Origin of the sequence: Mesorhizobium sp. M0106 (assembly GCF_040322715.1) — a bacterium.
GTDB lineage: Bacteria > Pseudomonadota > Alphaproteobacteria > Rhizobiales > Rhizobiaceae > Mesorhizobium.
This window is the reverse complement of record NZ_JAMYUA010000001.1, coordinates 153,238-171,963: the sequence shown is the minus strand read 5'-3', so window position 1 is coordinate 171,963 and position 18,726 is coordinate 153,238. Positions and strand designations below refer to the sequence as shown.

Genomic DNA, 18,726 nt, shown 5'->3' with positions numbered 1-18,726 from the left:
GATGAGCCTGTTTGTCTTTTTCGCGGTGCTCGCCGCCGCTTCCATGCATGCGATCTGGAACGCGCTGGTCAAGGTCCATCTCGACCGTTTCCTGTCGATCACACTGATGACGCTCGGCATGGGTGCCGCTGCGCTGGTGACGTTGCCTTTCGTCGAGGTGCCGAAGCCGGAAGTGTGGCCATACATCCTCGCCTCGGTTGTCTTCCACATGGGCTACAGGACGTTCCTGATCGGCGCCTACAAGGCCGGCGATTTCGCCCAGACCTATCCGCTGGCGCGCGGCACCGCGCCATTGCTGGCCGCTTTGGGGGGCGTTGTGGTGGTTGCCGAGATGCCGGCGCCGCTCGCCATTCTCGGCATCCTCTTGTTGTCGGCGGGCACGCTGGTGCTGTCGTTTCGCGGCGGCGCGCATCTGGAGAAATTGAACCTGCGCGCCGTCGGCTTCGCGCTGGGCACATCGATCTTCATCGCCAGCTACACGCTGTCGGACGGCAGCGGCGCGCGGCTGGCCGCCACCGCGTCGAGTTATGCCGCCTGGCTGTTCGTCTGCGATGCGCTGTGGGCGCTGGTGCTATGCGTCGTCTTTCGCGGACCACAGGCGCTGCCGGTGCTGGCGCGCGACTGGAAGGCCGGAATCTATACCGGCGTGCTCAGCGGCGGCGCTTACTGGATCGTGATGTGGGCGATGACCAAGGCGCCGATCGCCTCGGTGGCGTCGCTGCGCGAAACATCGATCCTGTTCGCCATGATGATCTCGGTGTTCGCGCTCGGCGAGAAGATGACGGCATGGCGAGGTGCCGCGGTGCTTAGCATCGTTGCCGGCGTCGTTGCGCTGAGAATGGGATAGTCACGCGATCTCCAGGTCAAACACCATCAGCCCGTCGGTGCCACCTTCGAGCGCCGCGACCAGTTTTGCGCCGGCTCGCTGATGCGCTTCATGCTCCAGATAGGCATCGCGTGCCGCAGCGTCGCGAAAGTCGATGGTGAAGCCGTGCGTGAAGCCGCGGGCGAAGGGTTCCGGGCTGGTATTGGCGCTGAATTCGACCTTGCCCATGCCGTCGATCACCGCCCGCAACGCTTCGAGATCGGCATGGATTGCCGCGCGCTCGGCGTCGGCGACATCGTTGCGAAATCTGACGAAGACACAGTGCCTGATCATTCTTTTGTCCCTCATGCCGCTCGGTTGGTGGAAAACACCGCCGGCGGCAACGGCTCGCGGCCAAGGATCAGATCGGCGCCTTTTTCGCCAACCATGATCGTCGGGGCATTGGTGTTGGAGGAGGGGATGCGCGGCATCACCGAGGCGTCGCAGACGCGCAGGCCCTCGATACCGCGCAGCCTGAGATCTGGCGTTACCACGCTCATTGCATCGTGGCCCATGCGGCAGGTGCCGACCGGGTGATGGTCGGTCTTGGAACTGCGGCAAGCGTAGTCGAACAACTCGTCGCCGCTCTGCAGGTCGGGTCCCGGCAGTACCTCGCGCAGTACATAGGGCTGCAGCGCCTTCTGCCGCATGATCTCGCGCGCCAGCCTCAGCCCCTTGATCGACATGTCGCGGTCATAGGGATCGGACCAATAGTTCGGATCAATCAGCGGGCGGTCGGCCGGGTCGGCACTGTTCAGCCGCACGGTGCCGCGCGAGCGCGGGCGCAGGAAGGCCGAGTTCAATGTCACGCCCGGATTGTTCAGCTTCTCGACGCCGGCCTCGATGCCGGAGCCGAGGCCGAGATGCAGCTGGATGTCGGGAGAGGCGGCGGTCGGATCGGCGTACCAGAAGCCGCCGGTCTCGAACAGGCTGGAGGCTACTGGGCCTTTCTTCAGGAGCAGATACTGCAGGCCGGCCCACGCCGTCCAGTGCAGCTTGGCGTAGTTGTCGTAGGTGTGATCGCCGGTGCATTCGGCGATGACGAACAGGTCGAGATGATCCTGCAGGTTGGAGCCGACGCCGGGCAGATCGTGCACCGGTGTGACGCCGACCGCCTTCAGATGGTCGGCCGGGCCGATGCCCGACTGCATCAGAAGCTTCGGCGAGCCGATAGCGCCGGACGAGACGATCACCTCGCGCTCGGCGCGCAGGACCGTTGGCTGGCCGCCCGGCCTGTCGACGATCTCGACGCCGACGGCGCGGCCCTTGTCGACGACGATGCGTGTCACCAGAACGCCGGTCCTGATGGTGAGATTCTTTCGCTCGCGGATCGGCCGGAGATAGGCGACAGAGGCGGAGGAGCGCTTCGCGTCCTTCTGCGTCAGCTGATAGTAACCGACGCCCTCCTGGGCTACCCCGTTAAAGTCGGGATTGAAGGGGATGCCCATCTCCTGTCCGGCACGGAAATAGGCCTCGCAGATCGGCAGCGGCGCGATCGGGTTCGACACGCCGAGCGGGCCCTGGTCGCCGTGGAAATCGTTGGCATAACGTTGATTGTTCTCGGCGCGCTTGAAATAGGGCAGCACGTCGCGATAGCCCCAGCCGGCAAGACCTTCTTCCTTCTCCCAGGCGTCGTAGTCGCGGGCGTTGCCGCGCGTGTAGATCTGGGCGTTGATCGAAGAGCCGCCACCGATCACCTTGGCCTGCGTGTATCGGAAGACGCGGTCCTGCATGTGCTTTTGCGGCACCGTCGACCAGCCCCAGGCGGCGATGCCCTTGGTCATCTTGGCGAAACCGGCCGGCATGTGGATCAGCGGATGCCAGTCCTTGCCGCCGGCTTCGAGCAGCAGCACCTGATGCGACGGATCTTCGCTCAGCCGGTTGGCGAGTACGCAGCCGGCCGGGCCAGCGCCGACGATGATGTAGTCGGTCATGGCGTCACCTGTTCATAGCCTCGGCACCGACAGCGCGCCGTCGACATTGATGACCGAGCCGGTCGAAAAGCCGAACTTGCCACCGGCGAGTGCTGCCACGGCGGCACCGATATCTTCGCTCTCGCCCCAGCGCATCGCCGGCACCAGCCCGCCGTCGATCAGCCCGTCATATTTGGCGGTCACACCCGCGGTCATGTCGGTGCGGATGATGCCTGGCCGCACCTCGAACACGGCGATGTTTTCGGTGGCAAGCCGCAGCGCCAGGTTCTTCACCCACATCGAAAGCCCAGCCTTGGAGATGCAGTAATCGGAACGTTCCGGCGAGGCCATGGCGGCGCTGACCGAAGTGATGGTGATGATCGATCTCGCACCATCGCTTGGCAGGCCGAGCATCGCTTTGGCGACGGCCTGGCTGAGGAATACGGTGCCGCGCAGATTGATGCCGAGCACCCGGTCGAAATTTTCCGGCTTGAGCTCGAGCAGATCGCCGCGCAGGACAGTGCCGATGCCGGCATTGTTGACCAGGCAGTCGATGCGGCCGAAGGCGCTTGTCGCGGCATCAATCAGCGCTGCGTGGCCGTCGAGGTCGGCGATGTCGCAGCTGACATAGGCGAATTTCGCGCCGCGCCCGGTGATGTCGGCGGCGAGCCCGTCTGCGGCTTCGTCAGCAAGGTCGGCGACCAGAATATCGAAGCCGGCGCTGGCCAGCGCCTCGGCACAGGCAAGGCCGATTCCGCGCGCGCCGCCGGTGACGATCGCTGCCGGGCGGCTCATGTTGCGAGCTCCGTCTTGCGGATATGGTCGGCGACGCGCAGCGCCTGTGCGGCGATCGACAGCGCCGGATTGACGGCGGCCGAATTCGGCAGGAAGCCGGCATCGACGACGAACAAATTGCTGTGGTCGAAGGAGCGGCAGAACGGATCGAGCGGCGAGGTCGCTGGATCGTTGCCCATCTTCACCGTGCCGCATTGGTGCGAGGGCGTGCGCTTGTCAAACGGACGCGACAGGACGATCGGATAGCCGCAGGCGCGGAAATTCTCGCGCATCACCTTGGTCAGTCCGTCGAGCGACTGCATGTTGGAGCGCCGCCACTGCATGACGATGTCCTTGCCGTCGATCATGATGCGGCTCTCGGGATCGGGCAGGTCCTCGCACATCAGATACCAGTCGACGGCGTGGCTGGCCATGAAATCCAGCGCGAATTTGGGCGCGCGCCTGACATTGGCCTTGAGGATGTTGCCGTCGATCTTGCCGAGGAGCTGGACATTGCCGAGCGGCTTGCCGCCCTTGCCGTCGGACAGATAATAATCGTTCAGCATCAGCGTCTTCTGGTAGACGGATTTGTTCCGCCGGCGTGGATCGATCGCCAGCATGGCGCTCGAATTGTGGTTCATGAAGTTGCGGCCGACCTGGTCGGAGCGGTTGGCCAGGCCTTTGCCACCGCCTCTGCCCTGAGGGGTGGGCGAGCGCAGCAGGATGGCGGCGGAATTGACTGCGCCGGCCGATAGGATGACCAGCTTCGGCGCGACTTTCTTCAGCGTACCGTTCTGTCGATAATGGACGGCGATGATCGTCCTCGCATCCGGCGATGCCTCGAGATATTCGACATGGGCGCCGGTCTCGAGCTTGATGTTCTGGTCGGCAAGGGCGGCGGTCAGCGGCCCCGTTTGGGCGTCGACCTTGCCGACGCCGGTGTTGGGAAAAGCGTCCCACGGCGTGCTGCCGTCTTTCAGCCAGGCTTCGATGTCGACGCCGAGCGGCAGCGATGCCGGGTGCAGGCCGAGGCTCTTCAACTCGGCGCGGGCACGCGCGATTGGCGGCTCGTCGGGCACCGGCCCGAAAGGGTAGGGCATCGAGTGGAACGGCTCGGTCGGGTCTTCGCCGAGTGCACCGCGCACGCGGAACAGCTGCTCGGCCCTGGAATACCAGGGTTCGAATTCCTCATAGGAAAACGGCCAGGCCGGCGAGACGCCGCCATAGTGCTCCATCTCCGAAAAGTCTTGCCTGCGGTATCGGATCAGCACCGCGCCGTAGAATTTCGAATTGCCGCCGACAAAGTAGTAATTGCCCGGGTTGAACGGCGCTCCGCCGGCCTCAAGCCACATCTCCTTCGGCCGATAATGGCCGTCGACGAAGATCGCGCGGGTGTCGCGTGTGTGCGGTGTTGCTGGCAGTGGTTCGCCGCGCTCCAGCATCAGGATCGAGGCGCCACCGCCGGCAAGGCCGGAGGCGATCGTGGCGCCGCCTATGCCGGAGCCGATGATGACGATGTCGGGATTTGTCATGGCCGTTAGACGATGCGTTTCTCGGTCGCCGGATCGAAGAACACCGCCTTGGTCAGGTTGAAGGCGAGCGGCGTGACCGTGCCGGGCTGGATTTTGGCATCGGCGCGCAGCCGCGCCACCACCGCCTTGCCGCCGAGATTGGTGACCGCGAACGTATCCGAGCCGGCCGGCTCGATGACCTCGATGTGACAGTCGGCGCGGGCGATGTTCGAGGCGTTGCGTTCGGCACCCTCGGGATCGGTCAGTGCTTCCGGGCGGACGCCGAAGATGATCGGTTTTCCCTGGAATGCCGACAGGCCGGCCGGCGCATTGCCCAGCGGCAGCGAGATCGGCTGGCGCGCCTCGCGCTCCATGACGACGGAGAAGCCGCTGCCGTTGCTGCCGATCGTCGCCGGGATCAGGTTCATCGCCGGCGAGCCCATGAAGTCGGCAACAAACAGGTTGACCGGATTGTTATAGATTTCGGCTGGCGTGCCGAACTGCTGCACCTCGCCGTCGCGCATCACCGCGATCTTGGTGGCCAGCGTCATCGCCTCGATCTGGTCGTGGGTGACGTAGACGATGGTAGTGCCGGTGGTGGCGTGCAGGCGCTTGATCTCGATGCGCATGTCGACACGCAGCTTGGCATCGAGATTGGACAAAGGCTCGTCGAACAGGAACAGCTTTGGATCGCGCACCAGCGCCCGGCCCATGGCGACGCGCTGGCGCTGGCCGCCGGAGAGCTGGCTTGGCTTGCGCTTCAGCAAATGGCCGATCTGCAGGACCTTCGCCACCTTGTCGATCGCCTTCTGGCGCTCGCCGGCCGGCACGCCGCGCATCTCCATGCCGAAGGCGATATTGCCGGCAACCGTCATGTTCGGATAGAGCGCGTAGCTCTGGAAGACCATGGCGATGTCGCGCTTGGAGGGGTGGAGATCGTTGATCGTGCGTCCGTCGACGCGGATTTCCCCTTCGGTGATGGTTTCCAGGCCGGCAATAGTGTTGAGCAGCGTGGACTTGCCGCAACCGGAAGGCCCGACCAGCACGAGGAAGCCGCCCTTTTCCAGGTCGAGGTCGATGCCTTTCAGGATCTCGACCGCTCCGAAACGCTTCTTCAGCCCGTCAATTTCCAGAAAAGCCATGCGATTATCCTTTGACGGCGCCGGCCATCAGGCCGCGCACGAAATAGCGGCCGGCGAGCACGTAGACGAGGAGCGTCGGCAGCGCGGCGATCATCGCCGCCGCCATGTTGACGTTGTATTCGACGACGCCGGTCGAGGTGTTGACGACATTGTTCAGCGCCACCGTCATCGGCATCACGTCGCCTGAGCCGGCATAGGCGGAAGCGAAGAGGAAGTCGTTCCAGATGTTGGTGAACTGGTAGATCACCGTCACCACGATGATCGGCAGCGAGTTGGGCAGCATGATGCGCCGGAAGATCTGGAAGAAGCTGGCGCCGTCGATCTGCGCCGCCTTCACCAGCTCGTTCGGAAACGCTTCGTAATAATTGCGGAAGAACAGGGTGGTGAAGCCGATGCCGTAGACGACGTGAACGAACACAAGGTTCACGGTCGGATTGCCGAAGCCGAAGGTGAGGCCGGTCGCGTTCTGCAGCTTGACGCCGAACCGGCCGAGGCTGCCGAGGATCGTTGCCATCGGCAAGAGGACGGACTGGAACGGAATGAAGCAGGCAAACAGCATCAGCCCGAACACCAGCGTCGCCCCGCGAAAGCGCCACTTCGTCAGCACATAGCCGTTGAGCGCGCCGAGCAGGGTCGAGATGATGACGGCCGGAACCACCATCTTGATCGAGTTCCAGAAATAACCCTTCATGCCGACGCAGGTGAGACCCGAGCAAACCTCGCTCCACGCCCTTATCCAAGGTGCGAAGGTCGGCTCCTGCGGCAGCGCCAGCATGTTGCCGTTCTGGATTTCGTCCATGGTCTTGAACGAGGTCACAAGCATGACGAACAGCGGCATCAGATAGAACAGCGCGAACAGCGCCAGCAGCCCGTAGATGACAATACGGTTGACCGTCCTGGCGCTGATACCGCCAGTGCTCTGGCGAGCAGGAGTGGCCACGGCGCTCATCGCGGCTTCTCCCGAAGCTCGGAATAGAGATAGGGAACGATGATCGCGGTGATGGTCATCAGCATGATCACGGCGCTGGCCGAGCCGACGGCCATCTCGTTGCGCTTGAAGGTGTACTCATACATGAAGTTGGACGGCAGCCAGGCCGAACCGCCCGGCCCGCCGCTGGTCAGCGCGACCACCAGATCGTAGGATTTGATGGCGAGATGCGCGAGGACGATCAAGGCGGACAGGAAGATCGGCCGCAGCAGCGGGATGACGATGCGACGGTAGAGCTGGAAGGTGGTGGCGCCGTCGATCTGCGCCGCCTTCAGGATCTCGCCGTCGATGCCGCGCAGGCCGGCCAGGAACATCGCCATGATGAAGCCCGACGCCTGCCAGACGCCGGCGATGACCACCGTGTAGATGACGAAATCCTTGTTCTTGATCCAGTCGAAATGGAAGCTCGTCCAGCCCCATTGGTGCAGCGTCTGCTCGAGGCCGAGGCCGGGGTCCAGGAACCATTTCCAGGCAACGCCGGTGACGATAAACGACAGTGCCATCGGGTAGAGGTAGATCGGCCGCAGCACACCTTCGCCGCGGATCTTCTGGTCGAGCAGGATCGCTAGGAACAGGCCGAGCGCCAGGCAGATGGAAATATAGAGGAAGCCGAAAATCCCCATATTGGTGATCGACGTGTACCAGGAGGACGGCGGATCGCTTTCGAAAGTCCAGCGCCATAGCCGCTGATAGGCGCGTGGCCCGGTGATCGCATAGGAGGGAAAGGTCTTGGAATTGGTGAAGGACAGATAGATCGTCCACAGGATGAAGCCGTAGACGAAGACGATAGTGGCGGCGAAGCTCGGCGCCAGCACGAGCTTCGGCAGCGCGTCCTGAAGGCGCGAGCGCACCGTGGCGCCCGGACGGGCATCGTGCTCCGGCGTCAGCGTGATACTGGTTTCAGCAACTGTGCTCATCTGTCCATTCCGTATGGCGGGTCCGGAATTCTGCTGTCTCGGGCTCTGCGGCACGAAAGCGTGCCGGTCGGCGCAACCGCAAAACCTCGCCGCAGGGGATCTCCCCGGCTTGCGCCGGGGAGATCATTCACATGGGCGGGTGCCTTACTTGGCGTCTTCGATCGCGCTGACCAGTTGGATCACGGCCTCGTCCGAGGTCTTGATCTGGCCGTGCACGAATTTCGAGACGACATCCTTGTAGGCGTTGGCAACCGCGGGAGGCGCGCCATAGCCCTGCGCCAGCGAACCGAACAGCGTGCCGCCTTCATTGGCGGCCTTCAGGTCGGCCATGCCCTTCTTGCCGCAAGCGTCGAAATCGGTGTCCGGCACGTCGGTGCGGGCCGGAACAGAGCCCTTGACGACGTTGAAGGCCGACTGGAAGCTCTTCGACAGCGTGGCGGTGGCCAGGGCGATCTGGGCGGCTTTGCGGTCCTCCGGAACGTTGAACATGCCGAACATGTCGGAGTTGTAGACGACGCTGCCGTCGGTGCCCGGGAAGCGGTAGCACAGGAAGTCGGTGCCCGGGACCTTCTTGGCGGCGTTGAATTCGCCCTTGGCCCAGTCACCCATCACCTGCACCAGCGCATCGCCCTTGATGACCATGGCGGTGGCGAGGTTCCAGTCCCGGCCCGAGAAGTTCGGGTCGACATAGGTGACGAGCTTGGCGAGATTGTCGAACGACTTCTTCATCGTGTCGGACTTCAGCGACTCCTCGTCGAGGTCGTTGAAGGCCTTCTTGTAGAACTCGGGCCCGCCGGTCGACAGCACGACTGAGTCGAACATTGTCGCTTCCTGCCAGTTCTGGCCGCCCAGCGCGAGCGGGATGACGCCCGCCGCCTTGGCTTTGTCCAGCAACGCAATGAAGTCGTCGAAGGTCTTGGGCTCGGTGCCGCCGATCTTGTCCATCACCGCCTTGTTGATCCATAGCCAGTTGACCGAGTGGACGTTGACCGGAGCCGCGACCCACTTGCCGTCATAGACGGAGAATTTCTGCAGGGCCGCGGGAACGGACTTGTCCCAGCCTTCCTTTATCGCCGTCTCGGTCAGGTCGCCCATGACGCCGGCTGCGGCGTAATCGAGCACGGTATAGCCAAGCATTTGCGAGGCGGTCGGGTAGTTGCCGGCCGCCACCATCGCCTTCAGCGCGGTCATGGCGGCGTCGCCGCCGCCGCCGGCCACCGGCACGTCCTTCCAGGCAAAGCCTTCCTTGGCCAGATCCTGCTTGAGCACGTTCAGCGCGGCAGCTTCGCCGCCCGACGTCCACCAATGCAGCATCTGGACTTCCTTGACGTCTTCGGCATGGGCCGCGAACGCAACGCCCGACGCGAGAGCCGTCCCGATAAGCAGTTTGCGCAACATGTACTTCCTCCCTTGTTGAACTTACACGACCGGCGGATGCCCACCGGGTTCTTCCCAACTCAGCCGACCCACCATCCGGTGCGCTGGCCGCGATGAAACTGGATTGTCTTTTCCTCGGTATAATCCTCGACGGCGCGCTTGCCGAGTTCGCGTCCGAGACCGGACTGCTTGTAGCCGCCGAAAGGCAGTTCGGGGTAACCCTCCATGAACGTGTTCACCCAAACAGTTCCCGAACGCACATTCCGCGCCACCGACATGCAGGTATCGATGCTGGCGCTCCACACGCCCGCCGACAGACCATAGGGCGTGTTGTTGGCGATGTGCAACGCCCTTTCAATCGATTCAAAAGTCAGCACCGAGAGCACCGGACCGAACACTTCCTCGCGCGCAATGGCCATGTCTTCGGTGACGTCGCGAACGATGGTCGGATCAAGATACTGGCCGGCGCTCGAAGCAAGCTGCTTGCCGCCGCTATAGATCCGGCCGCCGCTGTTTTCCGCTGCCGTCACGTAGCCGGTGACCTTGGCCATATGGTCGGCGGAGATCATCGCGCCGACCTTGGTGCGGTCGTCGAGCGGGTCGCCGACAACCACCTTGGCGGTGAGGGCTTTGACGGCGCCGAGGAACTCGTCGGCGATTGCCTCATGGACGATCAGCCGGCTGCCGGCATTGCAGCATTCGCCGGCATTGAAGAAGCCGCCGAACACCGCCGCATCGGCGGCGGCCTCGAGGTCGGCATCGGGAAAGACGATCTGGCCGTTCTTGCCGCCGAGCTCCATCGCGACTTTCTTCAGCGAGTTGGCGGCAGACGCCATGGTCATCCTGCCGACGCGGGTGGAGCCGGTGAACGACACCATCTCGACCAGCGGATGGCTGACCATCGGTGCGCCGACATCGGCGCCCAACCCGGCAAGGATGTTGACGACGCCATCCGGCAAGCCGGCCTGCATCAGGATCTCGCCGAGCACGAAGGTGGAGGCCGAGGTCATCTCGCTCGGCTTGACCACCGCGGTGCAACCGGCGGCGAGTGCGAAGGGCAGTTTCTGGCTGACGATAAGGAACGGGAAATTCCACGGCGTGATGATCGAGACGACGCCGATCGGTTCGCGCAGCACGACGCCGAGCATGGCGTCGCCGAGATTGGCGTAGCTTTCGCCGTGAAGGGTCCGCGCAAGTGCCGCGGCATAGCGCCAGATGTCGACGGCGCCGCCGATCTCGCCGCGCGCTTGCGCAATCGGCTTGCCGGATTCCAGCGCGTCGAGCCGTGCAATCTCGTCCAGCCGCGCCTCGATCAGGTCAGCAGCCTTGAGCAGGATCGCGGCGCGTTCGGCGGCCTTCATGCGCGGCCACGGGCCGGTCTCGAAGGCCTTGTGCGCGGCCTGTACCGCCGTCTCGACGTCCGCCGCGCCGGCTTGCGCATAGCGCGAGACGGTGAAGCCGTGGCCGGGGCTGCTGCGCTCCAGCGTGCGGCCGTCCTGGGCGTCGACGAACCTGCCGCCGATCAGCAGCCGGTAGCTTTGCGGCGCAGCGGCTGCCTCGGCGGGCATGGCGATGTTGAGAGGTGCGTTCATGTGAGTTTCAGGTTCCTAAGATCTTGAGAAGGCCGGCTTCTGCTTGGCATTGAAAGCCTCGACGCCGGCCCTGAGATCGTTTGTCTGCGCGATGAAGCTGCTGGCCAGCGCTTCGGTCGCGGCAGCACTCTCCTCGCTTTCCGCAATGGCAATCATCAGCTTGGCGGCCTCGGTTGCCAGTGGCCCGCGCTCGGCGATCTTGCCGGCCCAGGCCTTGGCTTCGGCGAACGCCTTGCCGGTCTCGACCACCCGGTCGACAATCCCCAGAGCAAGAGCCTCGGTCGCCAGAAACACCTCGCCGCCGAGCGCCATCCGCCGCACTGCCTGCGCGCCGAAGCGGCGCACGGCGCGCTGTGTGCCGGACCAGCCGGGAACGACGCCGATCGAGGTTTCGGGGAACCCCAACTTCACCTGCGTTTCCGCCACGCGAAAGTCGCAAGCCGCCGCCAGTTCCAGCCCGCCGCCCAGCGCATGGCCGGCAAGAACGGCGATCGTGGGCTGCCGCAGCCGCGCCAGCCGGTCGAAGACGCGGTGGCCGTAGCGCACCCATTGCACCTGGAAATCGGCAGCGCTCATTTCTGCCCAAGCCTCGACGTCGCCGCCGGCGCAAAAGCCCTTGCCTTCGCCGCAGACCAGCACGACGCGGACGCCGGTTGCTGTCTCGGCCTCGTCGAGTGCCGCTTCCAGCGCCCGCAGCATCGGAATATCGAGCGCGTTGAATTTCTCCGGCCGGCGCAGCGTGACAATGCCGATGGCGCCGTCGGTTTCAAAGGTTACCAGACGCTCAGCCATGTGCGCCTCCAAGCGACGCGCCGCCATTGAGCGATAGGCCGATCGGCCGGTCCCGGTAGAGCGCATCCGGCGTCACTTTCAGGTCGTTGGCGACGGCGAGCGGGATCTCGGCCTGCGCCAGCACATCGCGCTCGAGGTCGATGCCCGGCGCCAACTCGGTCACCATCAGCCCCGCAGGCGTCAGCTTCATCACGCAGCGCTCGGTGACATAAGTGATGTCTTGTCCCTGCGCGACGGCACGCTTGCCCGAGAAGGAGATATGCTCGACCTCGTCGACGACTTTCTTGACCTTGCCCTCCTGGTCGATGCGGATGCCGCCACCGGCAAGCGACAGCTTGGCGCCGGCGTTGAAGAAACCGGAAAAGACGATCTTCTTCGCCCGCGCGGTGATGTCGACGAAGCCGCCGGCACCGGCGGTGACATGCGGCCGCGCCGAAAGCTTCGAGACATTGACAGAGCCGTGCCGGTCGATCTGCAGGAAGGACAGCAGCGAGGCGTCGAAGCCGCCGGCCTGGAAATAGATGAACTGGTGCGGCGAGGGCATGAAGGCGTCGGCATTCGACGAGCAGCCGAACTTGAAGTCGAGCAGCGGCACGCCGCCGACCGCGCCCTGTTCGATGACCCAGGTGACCTTGCCGTGCTGGCCTTCCTCGAGCAGAATGCGCGGCACATTGGCCGAGATGCCGAAGCCGATATTGACCGCCATGCCGTCGGCAAGCTCCATGGCGACGCGGCGCGCAATGACCTTCTGGACGTTCATCTCGGCGTTGCGAAAGCTCGACAGCGGCCGGAAGATCTCGCCGGAGATGGCCGGATCGTAAGGCGTCAGCGTCGTCTGCAACTGGTCGGGCGCCACCACGATATGGTCGACCAGCACGCCGGGCACGCGCACATCGTGCGGCTTCAGCGTGCCGTTCTCGACGACGCGCTTGACCTGCGCGATGACGATGCCGCCATTGTTGCGGGCGGCCAGCGCCTGTTCGAGGCCGCCGAGATAGGCACCCTCATGCTCATAGGTAAGGTTGCCGCGCTCGTCCGCCGTGGTGGCGCGGATGATCGCGACCTGCGGTACGATCGAGCGGAAATAGAGCCATTCCTCGCCGTCGAACTGCTGCACCGAAACGATCGGCTCGCTGGCGGCAGCATTCATGGCGCAACCCTGATGGCGCGGGTCGGCAAAGGTATCGAGCCCGACCTTGGTCAGCACGCCGGGGCGCTTGGCCGCGGCTTCGCGGTGCATGTCGAACAGAATGCCGGACGGCACGTTGTAGGCGGCGACCGTATTGTCGCCGATCATCTTCCAGATCTGCGGCGGTTCCGACGATGACGGCCCGGACGGATAGGAGCCGCACAAAGTGCGCTTCAACAGGCCGGGCTTGGCTAGATGGTCGATGCCCTTGATGCCGTACATGTCACCGGCGGCGATCGGGTGCAGCGTCGTGATGTCCCTGGGATGGCCTTCGGCGTCGAAGCGCTCGCCGATCGCGGCAAGCACCGCATCCGGGCAGCCGAGGCCGCTCGACGACGACACGGAAACGACCATGCCATCCCTGATCAGGCCGGCAGCCTCAGCAGCTGAAACGAGCTTGCTCACGCGGCGCTCCCGAGCTTCGGGTCGATGGCAACGGCGTTTCCGGACCTGGCCGATTGCAATGCCGCTTCGGCTGATGTCAGCGACCAGACGCCGTCCTCGCCGGTGGCGGACGGCTGGCCCTCGCCGCGGATCGCCGCGTGGAATTCGCGCAGCGAACGGGCATAGAGGTCTTCGCGGTCGAAGCTCAATTCCTCCTCACCCTGTGCCGTGCGAAGCAACACAGAGCCGAGCGGCTTCTGCGTCATCACGTCCTTGGCGATCAGCGAGCCTTCGCTGCCATGCACCTCGAAGCCGCTGCCGGCGAATTTGGTGGTAAAGCCCTCGTGCGACTGGGCGATGACGCCCGATGCGAAGCGCCAGAGGCACATGGCGCCGTCTTCCAGCCCGCCGGCGGCCATGCCGGCCGATTGTGTGAACGCCGAGATCTCGACCGGATCGTCGCCGAGCACGAAGCGCAGCGTGTCGGCATCGTGGACGGTGATGTCGAGCACCACGCCGCCGCCCGCGTCCGGCCTGGTGATGCGCCAGCCCTGCAGGTGTTCCGGCAGATAGACAGAGTGGAAGACGCGCGCGGCGATCGGCCTGCCGATGCGGCCGCCAGCGATCGCTTCGCGCATCGCCCGATGCGAGCCGGCATTGCGCAGATGGTGATTGGTGCCGAGCACAACGCCGGCGGCCCTGGCCGCCGCGACCATCTTGCGCGCGTCGGCGCTGGTCAGCGCCAGCGGCTTTTCGCACAGCACATGCTTTCCCGCCTCGATGGCGGCGAGTGCCTGTTCGAGATGCAATTCGTTAGTGGTCGAGATGTAGACGGCGTCGATATCGGATTTGAGCAGGGCGTCGAGCGTCGAGACCGCCGCCGGAATGCGGTTTTCACCGGCGTAATTGGCGGCGCGCTCCGGGCTGGAGCTCATCACCGCGGCGATCTCGCCGTCCTTCTGCGCGCGGATGGCGCCGATCATGAACTGTCTTGCGATCGTGCTGGCGCCGATCAATCCCCATCGGACGGTCATGCCGCGTCTCCCATTCCTGCACGCCGAGTTCCATTGCGATCGGGGCCGCAGCTTTCCCGGACCACGAGGTTGACGGCGCCGATATGATCCTCGGCGCGCGTGGTGCGCGACTGGATCATCTTCAGCACGACATGGGCGGCGCGCTCGCCGAGGCCGGCGGTGTTCACCGCGACGCTGGTCAGCGCCGGCATATAGTGCTCGGCCTCGGCGACGTCGTCGAAGCCGACGACGGCAAAGTCCGCGCCGGGTTCCAGGCCGCGCTTGCGCAGCGCCAGCAAGACGCCGAAGGCGACCGCATCGTTGAAGCAAAGGGCCGCGGTCGGCGGCGCGGCCATGGCAAGTGCGGTTTCCAGGCAGGCAATACCGCCCTTGCGGCTGGTTTCGCCCTCGAAGACCAGCCTGTCGGCCGGATCGATGCCGAGCGCTTCACAGGCCTCGCGAAAGCCGCCCAGGCGCTCGTGATAGACGACAAGGTCGGACGAGCCGCCGAAGAAGGCCAGCCGGCGGTGGCCCTTGCCGATCAGATGGGCGGTGGCGAGATAGGCGCCGCGATGATTGTCGGGCGTGATCACCGGGATACGGCTTTCGGGAAGCCGGCGCATGACGAAGACGACCGGAACGCCTGCGGTCTCAAGGCGACGGAACGCACCAGGCGTGGTGCCGCGCGCCGGCGACACGACGAGCCCGGCGACACCCTGCTCCATCAACGATTTCAGAACCTCTTCCTGGCGCACCGGGTTTTCAGCCGTATTGGCGATGAAAGGCACGACTCCGGCCGACTGGAAGACGCGCTCCATGCCGACCGCGAGCTCGGCGAAAAACGGATTGGTGAGATCGTTGATGACCATGCCGATGACGTTGGAATGGGCCTTGCGCAGATTGGCGGCGCCGCGGTTGTAGACATAGCCGACGTCCTCGATCGCCTTGCGCACCTTGAGCGCGGTTTCGGGCCGGATCAGCCCGCTGCCTTGCAGCACCAGCGATACCGTCGATTTGGACACGCCCGCCTCACGGGCGATGTCGAGTATCGTTGCCTTGGCCCGGCTGGCCATCCAGATCTGTCCTCCCGGTGGTTTCTTGTGCGATTTTATTGGAACGATCTAATCCCTGCGGCGCATTTGAGTCAATCGCGTTTTTGCGAAGCCGGGAAAAATGCGGCTCGGTGGCGCAATTCTCCGGCAAGCAGGGCTTTCGGCTGCTGCGATGCAGCAATTTTCGCTGCACGAGGCAGGAGTCAAAATATCTTGATTTGTTGGAACGTTCCATTTAACAGGCGTTGGCAAGGGAGAGAGCCATGGACATCACCTTGCCCGGGGAAGGCGCCGGCCGTGTCCGCTGCCGGCTTGTCGGCCAGCCGGTACAGCCTGTGGCCGGCGCTCGCTTCTCGCGTATCGCCTACGCCGCCGCCCATGTCGTTGCCGATCCCCTCGCCATGACCGATCCGTGGTCGAGGCCCGCGGTCGACTGGGACAAGACGATGGCGTTTCGCCATCACCTCTGGGGGCTTGGCTTCCGTGTCGCCGAAGCGATGGACACCTCTCAACGCGGCATGGGTTTCGACTGGGCGAATGCCAAGGAATTGATCCGCCGCTCGATCGCCGAGGCGCGAAGCGTCGAAGGCGCCGATCTTGCGTCGGGCGCCGGCACCGACCATCTGGCGCCGGGGGGCGCCAGCAGGCTAGACGATGTCATCGCGGCCTATGAAGAACAGCTCGGCTTCATCGAAGGGCTTGGCGGCAAGGCGATCATGATGGCCAGCCGGGCGCTGGCGGCGGTCGCCAAAGGCCCCGACGACTATATCGGCGTCTACGACCGCATCCTGTCCCAGGCCTCCGGCAAGGTCATCCTGCACTGGCTGGGCGACATGTTCGACCCCGCGCTGAAAGGCTACTGGGGCAGCAGCGACTTCGAAACTGCGCTGGAGACGGTGGTCGCGATCATCGAACGCCATGCCGGCAAGGTCGAAGGCATAAAGATATCGCTGCTCGATGTCGGCAAGGAGATTGCGCTCAGGGACCGGCTGCCTGAGGGCGTGCTGATGTTCACCGGCGACGATTTCAATTACCCCGAGCTGATCGCCGGCGACGGCGACAGACATTCGCACGCGCTGCTCGGCATTTTCGATGCGATCGCGCCGGTCGCCAATGCAGCGCTGGCAAAGCTGGCCGACGGCGACCGCGCCGGCTATGACGCGCTGATGGCGCCGACAGTGCCGCTGTCGCGCAAAATCTTCGAGGTGCCGACCGAATATTACAAGGCCGGCATCGTCTTCATGGCATGGCTGAACGGCCACCAGGAGCATTTTTCGATGATCGGCGGCATGCAATCGGCGCGCGGCATCCGTCACTATTCCGATGTCTTTCGCCTTGCCGACCAGGCAGGGTTGCTGGCCGACCCCGAGCTTGCCATTGCCAGAATGACAAGCCTCTGCGCGGTAGCGGGCGTCTGATCGCGAGCGCTACAGCGTCCGATCCAAAGGTTGCTTCGGGTGGCTTTGCGATTTGCCTTGTCTGGGCAAATCTGTATGCGGTATGCGTCCGGCAACAGAGAAGCCGATCCGGCGCTCCGCCGGCCAACTGGCATAGGTGCCGTTCTGCATTGGGGTAAGCTGATGACCTTCGACCTTCAGGGCAAGCGCGTTTTCGTGGCCGGACATCGCGGCATGGTCGGCTCGGCCATCCTGCGCAGATTGGCCGACGAGGATTGCGAGGTTATGACCGCCTCGCGCGCCGAGCTCGATCTTCTCGACCAGGCCGGCGTGCGGCGCTGGATGGCCGACCGCAAGCCGGATGCAGTGGTGATGGCGGCGGCCAAGGTCGGCGGTATCCTGGCCAACAACAGGCTTCCCGTCGATTTCCTGCAGGACAATCTCGTCATGCAGAACAATGTCATCGACAGCGCCTTCCGCAACGAGGTGCAGAAGCTGCTGTTTCTCGGCTCATCCTGCATCTATCCCAAATTCGCGGCGCAGCCGATCTCCGAGGACGCCTTGCTGACCGGGCCGCTCGAGCCCACCAACGAATGGTATGCGATCGCCAAGATCGCCGGGCTGAAACTGTGCCAGGCCTATCGGCGCCAGTACGGCGTCGACTACATCTCGGCGATGCCGACCAATCTCTACGGTCCGGGCGACAATTTCGACCTCAATTCCAGCCATGTCGTGCCAGCTCTGATGCGCAAGGCGCACGAGGCCAGGCGCGCCGGCCGCAACAGCCTGGAGGTGTGGGGATCAGGCACGCCGATGCGTGAATTCCTGCATGTCGACGACGCCGCCGACGCGCTGGTCTGGTTGCTGAAGAATTATTCGGGCGACAGCCACATCAATGTCGGCTCGGGAGAAGACATCACCATTGCCGATCTTGCCCGCACCATCGTGTCGGTCGCTGGCGCCGATGCTGCGATAACGTTCGATGCGACGAAGCCGGACGGCACGCCGCGCAAGCTGATGGACGTGTCGCGTCTGTTCGCCACCGGCTGGCGCCCGCGCTACTCGCTGCGCAGCGGTCTGGAACAGACCTATGCGTGGTTTCTGGAGCACGTCGAGACCGGGGATCTCCGCCTCGGCGCGGCCTGAGGCCGGTATTGGCCGGGAACATCAGTCGACGAAAAATACCGACGGCCAATTGAGGGATTATCTGGATGGTGGGCGTGACAGGGATTGAACCTGTGACCCCTGCAATGTCAATGCAGTGCTCTCCCGCTGAGCTACACGCCCATCCGAAGCCGCGCATACACCATTTTTGGTTCGGCACGTCAATAGCGGGAAAAGCGAAAGAATGGCTGGCTTGCCGGGTCGGTCAAGACGCGACAAAAAGCGCGTCAGGCGGCCTGCAGCATCTTTTCGACCTCGTTGACGAGGTCGCGCAGGTGGAACGGCTTCGATAGCACCTTGGCGTCTTTCGGCGCCTTGGAATCAGGGTTCAGCGCGACGGCGGCGAAGCCGGTGATGAACATCACCTTGAGGTCGGGATCGATCTCCGTGGCCCGTCGGGCGAGCTCGATGCCATCCATCTCGGGCATGACGATGTCGGTCAAAAGCAGCGAAAAAGGTTCCTCGCGCAGCCGCTCATAGGCGCTGGCGCCATTGTCGAAATCGCTGACCTGATAACCGGCGCGCTCCAGCGCCTTGACGAGGAACCGGCGCATGTCGTCGTCGTCTTCCGCCAGCAGAATGCGTGCCATCTTGTCCCGTCCGAATCACCCAACCGACAATGCCGTGCGGCAAGCCCGTTAACCATGCTGTATATG

At 64.2% G+C, this 18,726-nt stretch carries 17 protein-coding genes and 1 tRNA gene; 3 read left to right on the top strand and 15 right to left on the bottom strand.

Annotated features, from left to right (window positions below):
• Position 1 precedes the first annotated feature (1 nt).
• Positions 2–847, top strand: a complete 846-nt coding sequence (locus NKJ55_RS00770; RefSeq protein ID WP_023675361.1) for an EamA family transporter — start codon at positions 2–4, stop codon at positions 845–847.
• Here NKJ55_RS00770 and NKJ55_RS00765 read toward each other — a convergent pair whose 3' ends face one another.
• From NKJ55_RS00765 to NKJ55_RS00705, 13 genes are all read right to left on the bottom strand, one after another.
• Positions 848–1,159: a Dabb family protein gene (locus NKJ55_RS00765; RefSeq protein ID WP_352448247.1), complete on the bottom strand. Its 312-nt coding sequence runs from the start codon at positions 1,157–1,159 to the stop codon at positions 848–850. It abuts the gene before it with no gap.
• An 11-nt stretch (positions 1,160–1,170) separates the two neighbouring features.
• Complete coding sequence (locus NKJ55_RS00760) at positions 1,171–2,799, bottom strand: GMC family oxidoreductase (protein WP_352448246.1); 1,629 nt, start codon at positions 2,797–2,799, stop codon at positions 1,171–1,173.
• 12 nt (positions 2,800–2,811) lie between these two features.
• Entirely contained in the window at positions 2,812–3,573 is a 762-nt protein-coding gene (locus NKJ55_RS00755) for a 3-ketoacyl-ACP reductase (RefSeq protein ID WP_352448245.1), read from the bottom strand.
• The gene (locus tag NKJ55_RS00750) at positions 3,570–5,084 is read right to left on the bottom strand and encodes a GMC oxidoreductase (protein ID WP_352448244.1); all 1,515 of its coding nucleotides are present in this window, start codon (positions 5,082–5,084) and stop codon (positions 3,570–3,572) included. Before NKJ55_RS00750 ends, NKJ55_RS00755 begins: the two co-directional genes overlap by 4 nt.
• A gap of 5 nt (positions 5,085–5,089) precedes the next feature.
• Positions 5,090–6,205, bottom strand: a complete 1,116-nt coding sequence (locus NKJ55_RS00745) for an ABC transporter ATP-binding protein (RefSeq protein ID WP_023675366.1) — start codon at positions 6,203–6,205, stop codon at positions 5,090–5,092.
• Between the two features lie 4 nt (positions 6,206–6,209).
• Complete coding sequence (locus NKJ55_RS00740; RefSeq protein WP_023675367.1) at positions 6,210–7,154, bottom strand: carbohydrate ABC transporter permease; 945 nt, start codon at positions 7,152–7,154, stop codon at positions 6,210–6,212.
• On the bottom strand, positions 7,151–8,110 hold the full coding sequence (locus NKJ55_RS00735; RefSeq protein WP_023675368.1) for a carbohydrate ABC transporter permease: 960 nt from the start codon (positions 8,108–8,110) through the stop codon (positions 7,151–7,153). Before NKJ55_RS00735 ends, NKJ55_RS00740 begins: the two co-directional genes overlap by 4 nt.
• 144 nt (positions 8,111–8,254) lie before the next feature.
• Positions 8,255–9,508, bottom strand: a complete 1,254-nt coding sequence (locus NKJ55_RS00730) for an ABC transporter substrate-binding protein (protein ID WP_352448243.1) — start codon at positions 9,506–9,508, stop codon at positions 8,255–8,257.
• 59 nt (positions 9,509–9,567) lie between these two features.
• Positions 9,568–11,079 carry an aldehyde dehydrogenase family protein gene (locus NKJ55_RS00725; RefSeq protein ID WP_352448242.1) on the bottom strand — a complete coding sequence of 504 codons (1,512 nt, stop codon included), beginning with the start codon at positions 11,077–11,079 and terminating at the stop codon, positions 9,568–9,570.
• Positions 11,080–11,094: 15 nt separating this feature from the next.
• Positions 11,095–11,871, bottom strand: a complete 777-nt coding sequence (locus tag NKJ55_RS00720) for an enoyl-CoA hydratase/isomerase family protein (RefSeq protein WP_352448241.1) — start codon at positions 11,869–11,871, stop codon at positions 11,095–11,097.
• Complete coding sequence (locus NKJ55_RS00715) at positions 11,864–13,465, bottom strand: acyl CoA:acetate/3-ketoacid CoA transferase (RefSeq protein WP_352448240.1); 1,602 nt, start codon at positions 13,463–13,465, stop codon at positions 11,864–11,866. Before NKJ55_RS00715 ends, NKJ55_RS00720 begins: the two co-directional genes overlap by 8 nt.
• Positions 13,462–14,478: a Gfo/Idh/MocA family protein gene (locus NKJ55_RS00710; RefSeq protein WP_352448239.1), complete on the bottom strand. Its 1,017-nt coding sequence runs from the start codon at positions 14,476–14,478 to the stop codon at positions 13,462–13,464. Before NKJ55_RS00710 ends, NKJ55_RS00715 begins: the two co-directional genes overlap by 4 nt.
• On the bottom strand, positions 14,475–15,530 hold the full coding sequence (locus NKJ55_RS00705; protein WP_352448238.1) for a LacI family DNA-binding transcriptional regulator: 1,056 nt from the start codon (positions 15,528–15,530) through the stop codon (positions 14,475–14,477). Before NKJ55_RS00705 ends, NKJ55_RS00710 begins: the two co-directional genes overlap by 4 nt.
• Before the next feature lie 242 nt (positions 15,531–15,772).
• On the opposite strand from NKJ55_RS00705, the gene NKJ55_RS00700 reads away from it, so the two are divergent.
• Positions 15,773–16,927, top strand: coding sequence for a dihydrodipicolinate synthase family protein (locus tag NKJ55_RS00700; RefSeq protein WP_352448237.1), 1,155 nt, complete (start codon positions 15,773–15,775; stop codon positions 16,925–16,927).
• Positions 16,928–17,089: 162 nt separating this feature from the next.
• Complete coding sequence (gene fcl, locus NKJ55_RS00695) at positions 17,090–18,052, top strand: GDP-L-fucose synthase (RefSeq protein ID WP_352448236.1); 963 nt, start codon at positions 17,090–17,092, stop codon at positions 18,050–18,052.
• A 66-nt stretch (positions 18,053–18,118) separates the two neighbouring features.
• Here the strand turns inward: fcl and NKJ55_RS00690 are convergent.
• Both NKJ55_RS00690 and cpdR read right to left on the bottom strand, forming a co-directional pair.
• Positions 18,119–18,193: transfer RNA gene (locus tag NKJ55_RS00690), tRNA-Val, on the bottom strand.
• A gap of 104 nt (positions 18,194–18,297) precedes the next feature.
• Positions 18,298–18,660: a cell cycle two-component system response regulator CpdR gene (gene cpdR / locus NKJ55_RS00685; protein ID WP_006199474.1), complete on the bottom strand. Its 363-nt coding sequence runs from the start codon at positions 18,658–18,660 to the stop codon at positions 18,298–18,300.
• Positions 18,661–18,726: the final 66 nt, after the last annotated feature.